Genomic DNA, 12,106 nt, shown 5'->3' with positions numbered 1-12,106 from the left:
CGGCGCGGGGAGTCTGGTGCGTGTCGACGCGTCCGAGGGGCGGTGGCGTGCCATCCCTTGGGTGACTCTCCCAGGTGCGCCGATGGCATACGCGCTGGACGAGGCGGGAGACCTCGTGGTGGGGACGACGGACCAGCGACTCGACGCCATCGTGTGTGGCCGGGCTGGCACCTTCGCACCAGCCCACGTGATGCGCGTCACGAGGGACGGGCGTCTGGCCCCCGTCGAACCGGACGGACGGCCCTGATGCCACCGCGCGGGAAAGGGCGCCCCTCCCGAGGCAGGAGGGGGGCCTGGCGCGTGCGGGGGCGCTTCAGCTGCGCCGCGTCCGCGAACGGAACTCGCTGGCCCAGCGCTGAGCGGTGGCCTTGGCGCGCTCGCCATCCGAGGGAAGGTGACTCGCTGGCGGCTTCCCGGCAGGCGTTGGCTTCTCAGGGCCGGAGGTGCCGTCCGCCCCGGTTGCCCCTGCGGTGTGCCCCTTCTTTCGCACCCACATGCGAGGGGCGGGGTTGACGGTGGGCGGTGGCGTAGCAGGCGCGGCGTCGGCCTTGGGCCTGCGCCCGCGCGGGAGAATGACGTCGGGGACGCTGTGGGGCGCGGGGCCCTCCACCCACGCGGCATGCAGTCGGCCCGAGGCCACCATGAGGCGTCGCTTCTGGTAGTGCGCTCCGCAGTATCCCTGGCTGACGTGTGGGCGCTGGCAGCCGATGACGGCGCATGCCCTGGCCGTAGGCGCGGGAGGCGGATGCGGGGGCTGGCGCTGCGGTTGAGCGAGGGGCGGAGGCCGCGCGTCGTGGCCTGGGCGCTGGCTCGACACTTCCTGCTGGGGCCCCGGGGCGAGGCGCCTCGCCACCCCGGCCAGTCTCGCGACGAGGCTGGCGAGTGGGCGCGCCAGCTCCTCATCAAGGGCGGCGCGGAAGGCCGACTCAAGAGAGCCCGTGGACTTCGGAGCGGACGAGCGGAGCGGCTCCCTCGTGGAAGAGGATGTGCCGTGAGCCTTCGAAACAGGAGTGCGTGGGATTTTGGGCATGTGTGGCTTTGCTCGCATTGCTGTGTATTCGGGGCGAATGCGCGTTGGGACGGCGGGTGATGATTACCATCCTCTGGGCATGTGTCGTAGTCGAGCAGTGCTTGAGTGGAGGGAGGAAGCGCACGCCTCTTGTGACAATACGAAGTGACCTCACGGAAATGGTTGTTGGCATGCGCCGCCCGGGGAACTGGCACGTCGCGTGCTGTGGGGAATGCGGATGACGATGAGCGAGCGGGAGGCCCTCGCAGAAGAACTGCGGCGGGTGGAGGTGGCGTTGCAGCGAGCATACGCGACGATGGACGGGATTGCCGAATCGCGGACACGGATGGCCAGGGCGAAGGCGGAGTACCGAACGGCAGAGGCCGCGGCGCTGCACGCGCTGGGCGCCGAGGATGCGTTGATGCTGGTGGAGGCGAATGACTCGGCGTGCGCTCACGCCCCGGAGCAGGATGCACTGCGGGAGTGGGTTGCTCGCGGCGCGAGAGAGTTGCCCCTCCGCAGTGGCGAGCACCACGCGTGAGGGGCGCGCCTCCTGGACGTGTGTGAAACATCAGGCGAAACAGGACGCTTCGGCCGGCGGACGGGCCCGGGCCGCATGGGCATGCCCTGAGAGGCATGCCATGGCGGCCTGGTTCACCCTCGCGTCGCCAGGCCCTCGCGCAGCATTTCATCCACGAGGGACGCGGCCTTCTCCTCGGCGGTCGCGCCTTGCACGCGCAGCGCGACGGATTCGAAACGCTGGGTATTGGCAACCACCCAGTCGATGTACTCGGGAATGGAGAGACGCTCCACACCGAAGGCGATGTTCTGCATTCCCTTCACGATTTGGACGGCCGTGCCCTCGAAGACACGTCCGTCGCGCATGATGATCATCATGACTTCTTCTCCTTCAGGTGTGTGCGCCAGCAGCCGGACTCGATGATGGGGCGGCCAGCCAACCGCCCCTTGGGAAACAGGTATGCCTCGACGCGGCCGGCACCGTCGAGGGCAATGGACGTGCGCTGGTAGAAGCGAGGGTGGCCCTCGAGCCTGTCGAGCGCGGCCAGCATGTCAGCGTCGACTTCGTACAGCTCCCCAGCGACAGCGTGCTTGCCCCTGGAGGCGAGGGCAGGGAAGGGCCCGTAGTCGTAGAGACTGAAGCGGGGCTGCGTCCGCGCTGGGCCGATGAGGCGTGCACCGCGCAAAAGGCGGTGGTTGGGCTCGCCGGACAGCAGCGTTCCGTAGACGAAGACACGCGTCGAGACTGAGGCGCGCGTCATGTCTCACCTCCCAGGGCGCCCGCGAGCGCGGCGCGGTTGAAGCCCAGTCGCCCGTAGGCGTGCCAGAGGACGCGGAAGTAGCGGCCAGCGGGCGGCCAGGTCTCGAAGCCAGTCTCGGGCTGGAGGTACACCAACGCGCGGCGGCGCAGGCCGGCCCTGTCCCTCACAAGTCGGGTGGCGCGCCGGTATGCGACGGGGTGCCCCTCGAAGATGTCAAGGGCGCGCAGGTCCTCGGGCGTGAGGCGGTACAGCAACCCCTCGACGTGAGCGCCGCGCACGCGCTGGACGCTGGCGACCGCGCCGCCCCAGCGGCGGCTGTAGCCGCCAAACACCAGGGTGTGGCCAGGAAGGGTGGCGCGGGCTTCGACAGTGGCGCCGGGGCAGCGCGTGTGCATTTGGGCCCTGTCGAGGTTGGAGCCGTAGGCGAAGTAGAGCATGGGGTTTCTCGCGTTGGAGACGGGCGTGCGGCCCGCCGATGTCATTGCCAGCCAGGGCGCCCGAAGGGCCCTGGCGTGAAGGCCGCTTCAGGCGGCCAGCGCCTCGTTGCGTTCGCCGCCCACGTCGCTCCCGTTGCCGCCCTGCGCGCCCTCGCTGCCAGGAGTGCCGTTCCCACCCGGGCTGCGCCTGTCGCGGCGCTGGCCCTTCCATGCGGCGCTGCCCTCCAACTTCTTGAGGAGGTGGGTGCGGGCCGTCTTGAACTCCTCGCCGATGAGGCCCAGGTGGAGGAGGAACACCCGGAAGTCGTACTTGGCGGTGGCGGGGTTGAAGTCGCGGCGCTTGCTGGAGGCTGCCTTGGAAGCCAGGGCTCGGGCCGCGAGGGCCAACACCAGTTGGACGTAGGCCTTCACCTCGCCCGCGTGGACCGAGCCGTTGAAGTAGCGGAATTCAATCGTGCCCCGGAAGAAGAGGCTGTTGAGGTTGAGGCCGTGATAGCGGCTGGAGTCGTAGCGCTGCGGGGCGACGTTGTGGCGCCCGTACCAAGCCTCATTCACCTCCTGCAGGGTGCGCGGGCGGCGGGCCTCCAGCCGCTGGATGAAGGCCGCGTCGATGGGCCGGCAGTATCGGGCCAGCCGCGTCGCGCTCACTCCGAGGGCCGTCTCCAGGAGGCGCTCCTGCTTGTGCACCATCTTCACGAGGTTGGTGACGCCCTTGGCATCGAAGCGGCTGCCGTCGACGTGAATGTGGATGCCGGTGGAGGCGTCGGCGCGGGCGCCAGCCTCGCGCGCGGCGCGCACCACCTGCTGTAAGGCTTCCATGTCCTGGTAGGTGAGGATGGGGGAGACGATTTCGCCGCTGTACTCGCCCCCGCTCAGCGAGCCGTCTGGCACCACCTTCCAGGTGCGGCCCTGCGAGTCCGTCACCTGCCAGCCCTGGTAGTCGCCGGAAACGCGCCCGCCCACCGCGCCCTGAATCGCGTGGGCCAGCTTCTGGCGGCTGGCGCCAACCGTCTCAATCTCAATTCCAAACCGGAGCGTCTTCATGGAGTTTGCCTCTCGCGTTCGCGCGGGGCTGTGGCGCCCGTCGCGAAACACATACACGCTCTTGTGTGCGAATGAAGCAAGTCCACTTCGACGGCCGGGAAGGGCGGATTTGGGTGTCTGGAATATTCGCGAGAATACGCGGGGTTTCGCGCCCGCCCTCGGCGGGTGGGCGGACAGTCTGCCAGGGCTGGGGCGGCAGGCGGAATTCCAGTGTGTGTGATTGCGTCGGCGGGGAGGGGCGAGAAAACCCGCGCGGTGCTGCGGCGCGGATTCCCGCTGTCCTCCCCGCTCAGCCCAGCAGGGTGTTGAGGAGCATCATCCCGCGCATGGCCTCGGCGTGGTCCCCCTCGGCCAGCTCTAGGTAGATGCGGCAGTGGTTCGGCTCCGAGAGGCGCTCGGTCTGCACAATCCACCGCTCGCTGCCGGGGGTGTTCAGTTCCAGGCTGGCGGCGAAGGTGTGGAGCAGCGCGCTCATCTGCCGGTGGGTGGCGCCGGGCTGAAGGAAGATGTCCAGTTGAGGCTGGGCCGTGCCGTACCGGCTCTTGCCGAGGGTCAGCGTCAATACGGTGTTGCTGAAATCAACTACCTTGACCGGGACGATGAAAGTAGGGATGGCCGTGGCGCTCATAATCGATATTCCTGCGGAGTCGCGCGGTGCTTTATTGCCCGTCGCGAAAGACATACACGCTCTGGGTGGCGGGCGTATCAAGTCCTCTCTGTTGTCTTTGGGGGTATGTTCTGGGCGGGGCGTTTGGCTGGGGCGCTGTTCCTGATGGAGCGTGTGTCTGGTGGTGAGGCTGGGCGTGCGTACTTGGGGCCAATTTCGGCTGCTTCGAGTGGCTTGCCGGACGTGCCTGTCGCAGCCCGGCAAGGCCCTCGAATGGCGAGGGGCTGCGGCTAGGTTGCATCCTTGGAGGTCGGGGTGGGCTTCGTGTCCTCCCGCTCGGCTCGAATCTTCATGAGCTTGTCGATGATTTCAGCCTTCTTGGTCTGCCCCAGGTGGGGGAAACTGAGTCCGTTGTCGATGACGTAGCGGCGCAGTTTCTTGACGGTCATCGTTTCCAATTCTTCGCGTGTCTTCATGTTGTTCCCGTGGGGACTGCGTTGAAGGAGGGGCCGGTCGAAGGTCTCGGGCGGTGTTTCACTTCACGGCGATGTTGGCGCCCGCCTCGCGTGTGGACGGCGGGGCGGAGCGCGTCCGGGTTGGGGGCCTCTCGGCCTATTCGTTGTCCTGCTGGGGCGAGTGGGTGCGGGCCTCACTCCTCCTCATTCGGGGCGAAGCGCGCGGCGGCTTCGGTGGCGCCCATGGCCGTGAGTTCTCGGTGGACCGCGCGCTTGAAGAAACGAGTCCGGCTCGGGATGCCCGCGTCGCGCCAGGCCTTGTCCAGGGCCGCCAAGTCCTCCGCGTCGAAGGAGAGGGGGATGACGCGCTTGCCGTCCTCGCCCACCTTCACCTCGCGCTCGGGACGGGGGCCCACCGGCACGCGCCCGGCCTCCGCCTCCCGAATCTTCCACTTGAGGTAGGGGATGTTGTTGCTGCCCGTTGGGCGTCCCACGACTTCGCGGTACTTCGCCTGCACCTCCTCGAGCGACATGTTGGCGAAGCGCCCGCGACGGGGGGCAGGCTGCGTGCCCTCGGCCGGGGTGTCGGCCCGTGCGGCAGGTGCCGGAGGCGCGCTGGGGGTGGCGGCCGTCGCCCGTTGGGTGGGGCTTCTCCGCTTCTTCGCGGCGAGTGCCTCCTCGATGCGGCGGATGAGGTGCGTCCTGTTGGGGCTGCGCGTCTCCTCGCCCACGACTTCGCCGTACCGGGCGCGCAGCTCCGTCAGGTTCATGGACTCCAGCTTCTTCGTCTTCGTCGTCTTCGTCGTCTTCGTCGTCTTCGTCGTCTTCGTCGTCTTCGGTGCGGCGTTGCGAGGCATGGTGGTGTTTTCCTTTCCGGGCCGTGGGTACACGTCTGCCGTTCATGGGGGCGGCCCGGCGGCCCTCGTGCGCGGCTGCCCCGCTGGGCGGGGCGTCGGTGGTGGTGGACTACTTGGTGGGTGTGTTGCTGGCGTCGCGCTTGCCGGCTTGGTAGGCCGCTTCGAGGGCGTCCCTCAGTTGCCATACCGCCACTTCGTAAATGTCGAGGCTGTCGCTGTTGCGTGTCTTCAGTGTTTCAATGTTCATCTCCTCGCGCGCAACGCGTTCGAGGGTTTCTGCGGGCGCCCGGGCGGGCTTCGAGGGGCTGCTGGAGCGGGGCTTGATGGGTGTCATTGTTTCGTCCTCCCTGTGCGCCTTGGGCAGGCGCGTGTGAGGCATATGCGCTCTGGTTCGCGCGTATGGCAAGTCATTGAGCGCTGGGTTTGGGAGAGGGCTCGAGGTGCTACTGGGCGACGGCGGGAGTGTTGCCGGCGTCGCGCTTGCCGGCTTGGTACGCTGCTTCGAGCGCAGCCTTCAGTCCCCAAACCGACACGTTGTGGAAGTCGAGGTTGTCGCTCCATCGCTTCTCTAGTGTTTCGATGTCCATTTCCTCGCGCGCAATGCGCTCGAGGGTCTCTGCGGGCGCCTGGGCGGGCTTCGAGGCGTTGGCGGGGCGGGGCTTGCGGGGTGTCATTGTTTTGTCCTTTCGTGCGCCTTGGGCGGCGCGCGTGAGACATACGCGCTCTGTTTCGCGCGCATGGCAAGTCATTGTGCGCTGGGCTTTTGCAGATGCGCGAAGCACTCCAGGTCGATGGCGCGCGGGTCGACATGCACGAAGGAGGTGGTTCCGTCCGGGTGAATGGGAGCCGCGTCGATGCAGTCCTCGGCCGTTACACCTCCGAGACGCGCCAGTTTTTCGTTGTCATTCACGTAGTAGTCGTCCGCGTCCGGGTTGGCGTCGGGGCGGAGGCCACCGCGCAGCACCGCGAAGATGCGGACCCTCTGCCCCCGGAGCCCAGGGATTTCATTGCCGATGTAGGTGGTGTCAGTGCCGATAAACATGCGTGTCTCCCTGTCGCGCAGTGGGCAGCGCGTGAAGACATACGCGCTCTGTCTTGGGGACATAGCAAGTCGAAGAACGAGGGATTCGCGACGCCCCGGGGCATCGCGGCGCGAGGGGCTGTTTTGCTGGCGGTGTATGTCTATTGGCTGGGCTCTTCAGGGGCGCGGGGCTCCTCGTTGGCGGGCACCGCGATGCGCAAGCCCTGCGGAAACCAGCGCTCGCGAGCCTCCTGCGACAGGGGATGCACGGCCACCTTTCTGGCGCCGCCCCCCTTGGGCTTGAGCACCGTATGCAGGCGTCCGCGCTGGACGAGCTCTGCGTGGACATGGCCGACGAGGAGTCGGTGCAGGTGCCCGAAGCTCCCTGGCGCCGGATGCGCCGGCTCGCTCTCGGCGGCGCGGATGAGAAATTCGGTGGAGCGGCAGGCGGGACAGGGAGGGAGCTGGACGAGGCTGTCGTCCACGTCCTCCCGACGGGCGACGCCGACCTCCAGGGTGTCGAGGGAGAGGCGATTGCCGCTGCCGCACCGGGCGCAGCGCTGAAGTACGTCCTCGGTGGTGACTTCGTGAATGGCCATGGGGGCGCCCTTACGCGACAGCGGTGTACGAGCCGAACCAGTACGTCGCGGCGAGGCCTTGGAGGTTTTGGTGGCTGTAGAAGGCGAAGCCGTCTCTGTCCGGCACCATGACGGTGGGGTTGCCGACGAAGCTTCCGCTGGTGGCGTAGGGGCTGAGGGTGATGCTGGAGGGCGCGGTGGGAAAGCGACTGCGGAACGTCACCGAGCCGCCGCCGGCCAGGCTGTCGTGAGCGACGGTGTCGCTGTTGCTGTACTGGAGGCCGAGCCGGCCCACCTCGCGCACGCTGCCCGCCAACTCGAAGGAGGTGTTGCTGGCGGTGCTACTCAGCGGGAGTCGCAACGTGCGCGTCCAGGAGGCGAAGGTGGCGGTGAGGCTGGCGTCATGGAGGAACTCGGCCTCGTTGCGTGAGAGGCGGAAACCGCCCGCCGCCGCCCCGGTGGTGTCGCGGGCCCAGGCGCTCCCATTCCAGGCGGCATTGAGGGTGAACCACACCGAGTCGCTGTCTGCGTAGAGGCGCAGCCGCGCGGCTGCGCCGCCCGCGCCCTGGGTGTCGAGGAGAAGGACGCGACCGGCGCCCAGGACGGGCTGGAGGATGGCCTTGTGCTGGCCCGCCGACGTCTCGTTGCCGCGGAAGTGCCCGCCGCTGAAGGCCGAGAGGACTTCCGCGAGGGCCGCTTCGACGGTGCCCGCCGTCAGCAGGTTGCCCGCGTCCGCGACGGAGACGGCGGAGGCCGCGTGAGCATCGGCGGACTGGGTGACGTGCCCGTTGAGGAAGCCCAGCAGCGCGGCCACCTGCTGCCGCAGGCTGCTGGCGGGGAGGGAGTGGGGCGTCCCGGCCAGCGCATCTCCTCCGACGCGAGACGCACCGGGGCTTCCGGCCGTCGTCTCGCCGAGGCGGGTGACGACCTCCTGGAGTTGAGCCTGCACGCTGGTGCCGCTGATGTAGCCGTGGGGTGTGGCGCCAATGGCGCTGGCGTGGTGGGCCCCCGTGGCCGCGCCCTGGTGGGCGTTGACGAGGCCCAGCAGCGAGGAGAGCTGCGCATCCACGGTGCCTGCCGGCAGGAGGTTGGGCGTGCCGGGCACCGCGTCCGCACCCACGCGGGAGGCGCCCGGTGTGCCAGCAGCGGCCGAGGAGAGCTTGTCCGCGACTTCGTCCACGGCCTCCTGCACGGTGGTGGAGGTGATGAAGCCGTGGGGCGCGTAGTCCACGGCACCAGCCCCGTGTCGCCGGGCGGCGCCGGAGAAGTGCCCGGCCAACTCACCGTCCACCTCGTCCAGTGTCGCCTGCACCGTCTCCGTGCTGGGGCTCAGGACGTCCCAGGTGCCGCTCTCCACGGCCACCGAGGTGCCCCGGGCGAAGATGAAGGCCTGCCGGCGGGAGGTGTCCAAGTCCGCGGCGAGAATCTGCGTCTGCCCGGGGCGCCTCCGGACGTCACACAGCAGCAGCTCGTCGGGCTGGAGGGCGGGCTTGGGCGCCTGGCCGACGGGGCCCTCCGGCGCCTGGCGCACCACCAGCACGAAGGACTCGTCGCGGCGGAAGTACACCTGCTGGGAGTTGCCGTCCGTGCGCGGCTCGGACAGCAGTCGGGTGAAGCGCAGGAAGATGCCCACCCACCGCTCGCTGCCCGAGGTGGAGACGTCGGTGGGGATGCCCGACAAGTCCACCGCGCAGTTCACCGTTTGCCCGGTGCCGAAGAAGATGCGCTGCCCGAGGTTGTCGTACGCGCGGCCCGGGGCCGTCAGGTCGACGGAGAGGTTGGGCACGGGCGCATGCGGCGCGGGCACGGCCCCGGAGATGACACCGTGGACGCCCAAGTCAGAGGCGAGGTTTCGGTCGGCCTGCTCCAACTGCGCGAAGGCCAAATCCAGCTCGGCCTCGCTGACACGTTGCCTGAAGAAAAAATCCAGCCTGTTGCTCATGCCTGTGCCCTCCAGAGGAAGGCAAAGGCAGGGCGTGAGAAATCGGGGACATGCCGTAGGGCATTCAGTGCAGCGTGGTCGTCTCGCCCAGCTCGCTGAGTCCCAGCTCCCAGTGCTCCGGGAGAATGGGCGGCAGGGGCTCCACCAGGTCCACGAAGTGGGTGTGGGCGGGCTTGAGGTACTCGACGAGGGTGCGCAGGCGCTGGCGCTCCGCGGGCGAGAGGAGACGCTCCACCTCGACGTTGAAGGCGTAGCGGGCGAAGCGCTCCGAGGGTCCCAGCACCCAGTCCACGCCCAGCTCGGACTCGCCCAGCACAAGGGTGTCCGAGGCGAAGGGGGAGATGGCCCGCACCTCGATGCCGAGGAAGAAGCGGATGGCGTTGCGCAGGCCCAGCGCGGTGCCCTTCTGCTGGTACATGTCTACGAGGATGGCGGCCAGGCGGCGCCGGACGAGGACGTCCAGCTCGAAGGCGAAGGGGTTGCCCAAGTCCTGGAGGATGGCATCCAGGAAGGACTCCGGCGCGCGCTCCAGGTCGAAGACGTCGGGGAAGGCGTCCAAGTCAGAGAGGAGCAGGTCCGTCACCTCCTGGAGGCAGGAGATGAAGCGGTGCAGGTCGCCCGTCACATCGTCGCGGCGGTTGTGGCGGGGCAGCATGTCCCAGAGCTGGAAGCTCCGGGAGGGCGGCCGGGCTGGCCGGAAGCCAGGAAAGGTGGCGCGGTGGTAGGGGGCGAGCACCGGGTTGCCGCGCGCGTCCGTCACGCCCTCCACGCGCACTTCGTACACCACGTCCGGCGTCAGTTCCGTGTCGAGGACGAGGTGGACGAGGGGGCCTTCCGCCGCGGCCTCGAGGGAAGCGACTGGGACGGCGGGCGCGCCGCGAGGCGTGAAGGTGAAGCGCGCCGAGGACGGCACCCGAACGTCTTCGTCGAAGGCGAGGCGCACGGCCTTCGGCGCCAGGGCCTGGGCGCCCACGAGACGGGGCGCCATACTGTCCTCCACGGTGAAGGTGTACGCCTCGTCGAGGAGGTGCGCGGCGCCTGCCGTGGCCGAGACGACGCGCACGGAGACGGAGGCTTGGCTGGCCAGCGGCACCGCCGGGTGCAGCACCACGCGCAAGGTGTCCGCCGACTGCGTCACCTCAGCCAGAGGCCCCGCGAAGGCGGGTGTCACCTCTGCGCTGGCGCCGCCCTCGAATGCGAGGACTCCACCCACCCAGACGCGGGTGGACGCCCGGGCGATGCCGTCCACGCCGACGTCCACCAGCTCCAGCTCCAGCACGGAGTCGACGGGGACGTCCTCCTCCCCTGGGCCCGGAGCGCGGTTGAGGAGAAGGGGGCGGCGCGTCTCGGTGAAGAGGGAGACGGTGTCGACGTAGAGGGTGGGCAGCTCAACCGTGGCCATGGCGACACCTCAAAGGGAAACGAGCTCCAGGTGGACGCCCACCGTGTGGACGCCGGAGAGCTTCGAGACGTTGGCGGCCATGTCCGTGACGAGGCGCTCGCGGCCGGGGAGCCCGAGGCAGCGGGCGTACTTCACACCGTCGACGACGAGGGACGCCTCCCAGGCCATGCCCGCCGGGGCTGCTGAAGGCACACGGAGGCGCAAAGCGGCGCGGACCAGGTCCACGCCGGTGACGTCCACGGCTTGCGTCACCTCGGCGAAGTCCCCGGGGGCCAGCTCGAAGCGGCGCCCAGGCTCCTCGTCGCCGAGGACGAAGAGGTACTCGCCCGAGGCGGGCGTGCCCCGCTGGGGCCGGATGCGTCCCTGGCCCAGGCCGAGGCGGCTCGTGAAGGCGGTGAGGGCCATGGGCGTCACACCTGCCGGGACAGCTCGAGCGAGTCGAAGTATGCCCGGCGGGTGACGTCCCGCACGGCGAAGCCGAAGCCGCCACGGCCCGAGGTGAGGGGCTGGCTGCCGGAGTTGATTCCGAGGGCGTCGTCGATGAAGTCGGCCATGCCCGGCACCAGCTGCCAGTCGGGGGGCGTGCCGAGCGGGTGCGTGGCCAAGTCATTGTGGAAGGCCTTGAGGACGACGTCGCCGTTGGCGTTGACGATGCAGTCCAAACGCAGGTGCAGCCAGGTGCCCTGGGTGAAGCTGGCCGAGGACTTGAGGAGGACACCTGGGCCGTCCGCGTCGGGAAGCCCCGTGGCCACCGCGCCCTTTCGCAGCACCACCCGGTGCGGCTCGTCGTCGGAGAGGCCCAGGAGGTAGGCGGAGTCGTTGACGGAGATTCCCTGGCCGCACAGGTACAGGAAGGGGGAGAAGCCGGTGGGGCCGCCTCCTGGCCCTCGTTGAATGCAGCCGCGGATGCTGCCTCCCTTGGCCATGGGGGCGAAGTCGGGGAGGTTGGCGAAGAGACCCACTGCGCCCTGCGCGGCGGTGAGGGAGTTGAAGGCGAAGAGGAAGTTGCCGCCGCCCGGGGGACGGGCAATGCCCGCCGTCACGCCTCTGTCCACGGTGGCAATGTCGAGTCCTTGATTGAGGTAGCTCCAGTCTGCGAGTGCCATGGTGTCCTCACTGCGTGGCGGCCAGAGGCCAGCCAGTGTCGAAGTCCTCGGTGGGCTGCGTGGTGTGGAAGAGGGCCACTCGCGCCGTCACGTCATCCCAGCGCCAGGCGTAGGCCTCGTTGGTGTGCCAGCGCAGCTCGAAGTCCTCCCGCGGCGAGTCGCTGAAGCGGCTCAGCACGGAGGTGACGTCCACCCAGTCCGCGAGGAAAGGCCCCTGGCCCCACGTCTCGACGGCCTGCCCCTCGAAGTGGTGCGGGACGAGCTGCGCGGGCGGCAACTCGAAGAGGAAGCCGTCGTTGTCCCAACCTCGGGAGAAGGACTCGAAGCCCTCGCGCTGGCCGGAGAAGAAGGCGAGGGCCACAGGGACG

At 68.9% G+C, this 12,106-nt stretch carries 17 protein-coding genes and 1 pseudogene; 2 read left to right on the top strand and 16 right to left on the bottom strand.

What is annotated here, in order from left to right; genetic code table 11:
- Positions 1 to 247, top strand: a pseudogene (locus tag HUW62_RS41115) (HEAT repeat domain-containing protein); the annotation flags it as partial.
- 1,000 nt (positions 248 to 1,247) lie between these two features.
- On the top strand, positions 1,248 to 1,550 hold the full coding sequence (locus tag HUW62_RS41110; protein WP_176437538.1) for a hypothetical protein: 303 nt from the start codon (positions 1,248 to 1,250) through the stop codon (positions 1,548 to 1,550).
- A 113-nt stretch (positions 1,551 to 1,663) separates the two neighbouring features.
- On the opposite strand, the gene HUW62_RS41105 is transcribed toward HUW62_RS41110, so the two are convergent.
- The 16 genes from HUW62_RS41105 to HUW62_RS41030 all read right to left on the bottom strand — a co-directional run.
- Positions 1,664 to 1,894, bottom strand: coding sequence for a hypothetical protein (locus HUW62_RS41105; RefSeq protein ID WP_141593151.1), 231 nt, complete (start codon positions 1,892 to 1,894; stop codon positions 1,664 to 1,666).
- An 8-nt stretch (positions 1,895 to 1,902) separates the two neighbouring features.
- A complete protein-coding gene (locus HUW62_RS41100; protein WP_176437537.1) occupies positions 1,903 to 2,289 on the bottom strand; it encodes a gamma-glutamylcyclotransferase in 387 nt (128 codons plus the stop codon).
- Positions 2,286 to 2,726, bottom strand: a complete 441-nt coding sequence (locus HUW62_RS41095) for a gamma-glutamylcyclotransferase family protein (protein WP_176437536.1) — start codon at positions 2,724 to 2,726, stop codon at positions 2,286 to 2,288. Before HUW62_RS41095 ends, HUW62_RS41100 begins: the two co-directional genes overlap by 4 nt.
- An 87-nt stretch (positions 2,727 to 2,813) precedes the next feature.
- Positions 2,814 to 3,770 carry an amidoligase family protein gene (locus HUW62_RS41090; RefSeq protein ID WP_172811432.1) on the bottom strand — a complete coding sequence of 319 codons (957 nt, stop codon included), beginning with the start codon at positions 3,768 to 3,770 and terminating at the stop codon, positions 2,814 to 2,816.
- A 289-nt stretch (positions 3,771 to 4,059) separates the two neighbouring features.
- On the bottom strand, positions 4,060 to 4,398 hold the full coding sequence (locus HUW62_RS41085; protein WP_176437535.1) for a hypothetical protein: 339 nt from the start codon (positions 4,396 to 4,398) through the stop codon (positions 4,060 to 4,062).
- 269 nt (positions 4,399 to 4,667) lie between these two features.
- Entirely contained in the window at positions 4,668 to 4,826 is a 159-nt protein-coding gene (locus HUW62_RS41080) for a hypothetical protein (protein ID WP_255203931.1), read from the bottom strand.
- A 200-nt stretch (positions 4,827 to 5,026) separates the two neighbouring features.
- Positions 5,027 to 5,602 (bottom strand): DUF2924 domain-containing protein, encoded by a 576-nt coding sequence (locus tag HUW62_RS41075; RefSeq protein ID WP_176437539.1) that lies wholly within the window; start codon positions 5,600 to 5,602, stop codon positions 5,027 to 5,029.
- A 196-nt stretch (positions 5,603 to 5,798) separates the two neighbouring features.
- Entirely contained in the window at positions 5,799 to 6,023 is a 225-nt protein-coding gene (locus HUW62_RS41070) for a hypothetical protein (protein ID WP_171443240.1), read from the bottom strand.
- A 109-nt stretch (positions 6,024 to 6,132) separates the two neighbouring features.
- The gene (locus HUW62_RS41065; RefSeq protein ID WP_176437526.1) at positions 6,133 to 6,363 is read right to left on the bottom strand and encodes a hypothetical protein; all 231 of its coding nucleotides are present in this window, start codon (positions 6,361 to 6,363) and stop codon (positions 6,133 to 6,135) included.
- A 71-nt stretch (positions 6,364 to 6,434) separates the two neighbouring features.
- Positions 6,435 to 6,731, bottom strand: coding sequence for a hypothetical protein (locus tag HUW62_RS41060; RefSeq protein WP_176437533.1), 297 nt, complete (start codon positions 6,729 to 6,731; stop codon positions 6,435 to 6,437).
- Positions 6,732 to 6,871: 140 nt separating this feature from the next.
- Complete coding sequence (locus tag HUW62_RS41055; RefSeq protein WP_176437532.1) at positions 6,872 to 7,309, bottom strand: hypothetical protein; 438 nt, start codon at positions 7,307 to 7,309, stop codon at positions 6,872 to 6,874.
- A gap of 10 nt (positions 7,310 to 7,319) precedes the next feature.
- Positions 7,320 to 9,230: a hypothetical protein gene (locus HUW62_RS41050; RefSeq protein ID WP_176437531.1), complete on the bottom strand. Its 1,911-nt coding sequence runs from the start codon at positions 9,228 to 9,230 to the stop codon at positions 7,320 to 7,322.
- Positions 9,231 to 9,294: 64 nt separating this feature from the next.
- The gene (locus tag HUW62_RS41045) at positions 9,295 to 10,632 is read right to left on the bottom strand and encodes a phage tail protein (RefSeq protein WP_176437530.1); all 1,338 of its coding nucleotides are present in this window, start codon (positions 10,630 to 10,632) and stop codon (positions 9,295 to 9,297) included.
- A gap of 9 nt (positions 10,633 to 10,641) precedes the next feature.
- On the bottom strand, positions 10,642 to 11,037 hold the full coding sequence (locus tag HUW62_RS41040; protein WP_176437529.1) for a hypothetical protein: 396 nt from the start codon (positions 11,035 to 11,037) through the stop codon (positions 10,642 to 10,644).
- Positions 11,038 to 11,042: 5 nt separating this feature from the next.
- On the bottom strand, positions 11,043 to 11,738 hold the full coding sequence (locus tag HUW62_RS41035) for a hypothetical protein (protein WP_176437528.1): 696 nt from the start codon (positions 11,736 to 11,738) through the stop codon (positions 11,043 to 11,045).
- 7 nt (positions 11,739 to 11,745) lie between these two features.
- Positions 11,746 to 12,106, bottom strand: a 361-nt coding sequence (locus HUW62_RS41030; RefSeq protein ID WP_176437527.1) for a hypothetical protein, incomplete at its 5' end; no start/stop codon positions are given.

Source organism: Myxococcus sp. AM011, from assembly GCF_013372595.1.
GTDB classification, from domain to species: domain Bacteria; phylum Myxococcota; class Myxococcia; order Myxococcales; family Myxococcaceae; genus Myxococcus; species Myxococcus eversor.
This window is presented reverse-complemented; position numbering and strand designations above follow the sequence as displayed.

What these genes read in the sequence shown, in the direction of transcription:
- HUW62_RS41110 (WP_176437538.1), top strand. Translation starts at nt 1,248, where the DNA reads ATGACGATGAGCGAGCGGGAGGCCCTCGCAGAAGAACTGCGGCGGGTG.
- HUW62_RS41095 (WP_176437536.1), bottom strand. Translation starts at nt 2,726, where the DNA reads ATGCTCTACTTCGCCTACGGCTCCAACCTCGACAGGGCCCAAATGCAC.
- HUW62_RS41085 (WP_176437535.1), bottom strand. Translation starts at nt 4,398, where the DNA reads ATGAGCGCCACGGCCATCCCTACTTTCATCGTCCCGGTCAAGGTAGTT.
- HUW62_RS41080 (WP_255203931.1), bottom strand. Translation starts at nt 4,826, where the DNA reads ATGACCGTCAAGAAACTGCGCCGCTACGTCATCGACAACGGACTCAGT.
- HUW62_RS41055 (WP_176437532.1), bottom strand. Translation starts at nt 7,309, where the DNA reads ATGGCCATTCACGAAGTCACCACCGAGGACGTACTTCAGCGCTGCGCC.
- HUW62_RS41035 (WP_176437528.1), bottom strand. Translation starts at nt 11,738, where the DNA reads ATGGCACTCGCAGACTGGAGCTACCTCAATCAAGGACTCGACATTGCC.
- HUW62_RS41105 (WP_141593151.1), bottom strand. Translation starts at nt 1,894, where the DNA reads ATGCGCGACGGACGTGTCTTCGAGGGCACGGCCGTCCAAATCGTGAAG.
- HUW62_RS41090 (WP_172811432.1), bottom strand. Translation starts at nt 3,770, where the DNA reads ATGAAGACGCTCCGGTTTGGAATTGAGATTGAGACGGTTGGCGCCAGC.
- HUW62_RS41045 (WP_176437530.1), bottom strand. Translation starts at nt 10,632, where the DNA reads ATGGCCACGGTTGAGCTGCCCACCCTCTACGTCGACACCGTCTCCCTC.
- HUW62_RS41050 (WP_176437531.1), bottom strand. Translation starts at nt 9,230, where the DNA reads ATGAGCAACAGGCTGGATTTTTTCTTCAGGCAACGTGTCAGCGAGGCC.
- HUW62_RS41065 (WP_176437526.1), bottom strand. Translation starts at nt 6,363, where the DNA reads ATGACACCCCGCAAGCCCCGCCCCGCCAACGCCTCGAAGCCCGCCCAG.
- HUW62_RS41070 (WP_171443240.1), bottom strand. Translation starts at nt 6,023, where the DNA reads ATGACACCCATCAAGCCCCGCTCCAGCAGCCCCTCGAAGCCCGCCCGG.
- HUW62_RS41100 (WP_176437537.1), bottom strand. Translation starts at nt 2,289, where the DNA reads ATGACGCGCGCCTCAGTCTCGACGCGTGTCTTCGTCTACGGAACGCTG.
- HUW62_RS41075 (WP_176437539.1), bottom strand. Translation starts at nt 5,602, where the DNA reads ATGAACCTGACGGAGCTGCGCGCCCGGTACGGCGAAGTCGTGGGCGAG.
- HUW62_RS41040 (WP_176437529.1), bottom strand. Translation starts at nt 11,037, where the DNA reads ATGGCCCTCACCGCCTTCACGAGCCGCCTCGGCCTGGGCCAGGGACGC.
- HUW62_RS41060 (WP_176437533.1), bottom strand. Translation starts at nt 6,731, where the DNA reads ATGTTTATCGGCACTGACACCACCTACATCGGCAATGAAATCCCTGGG.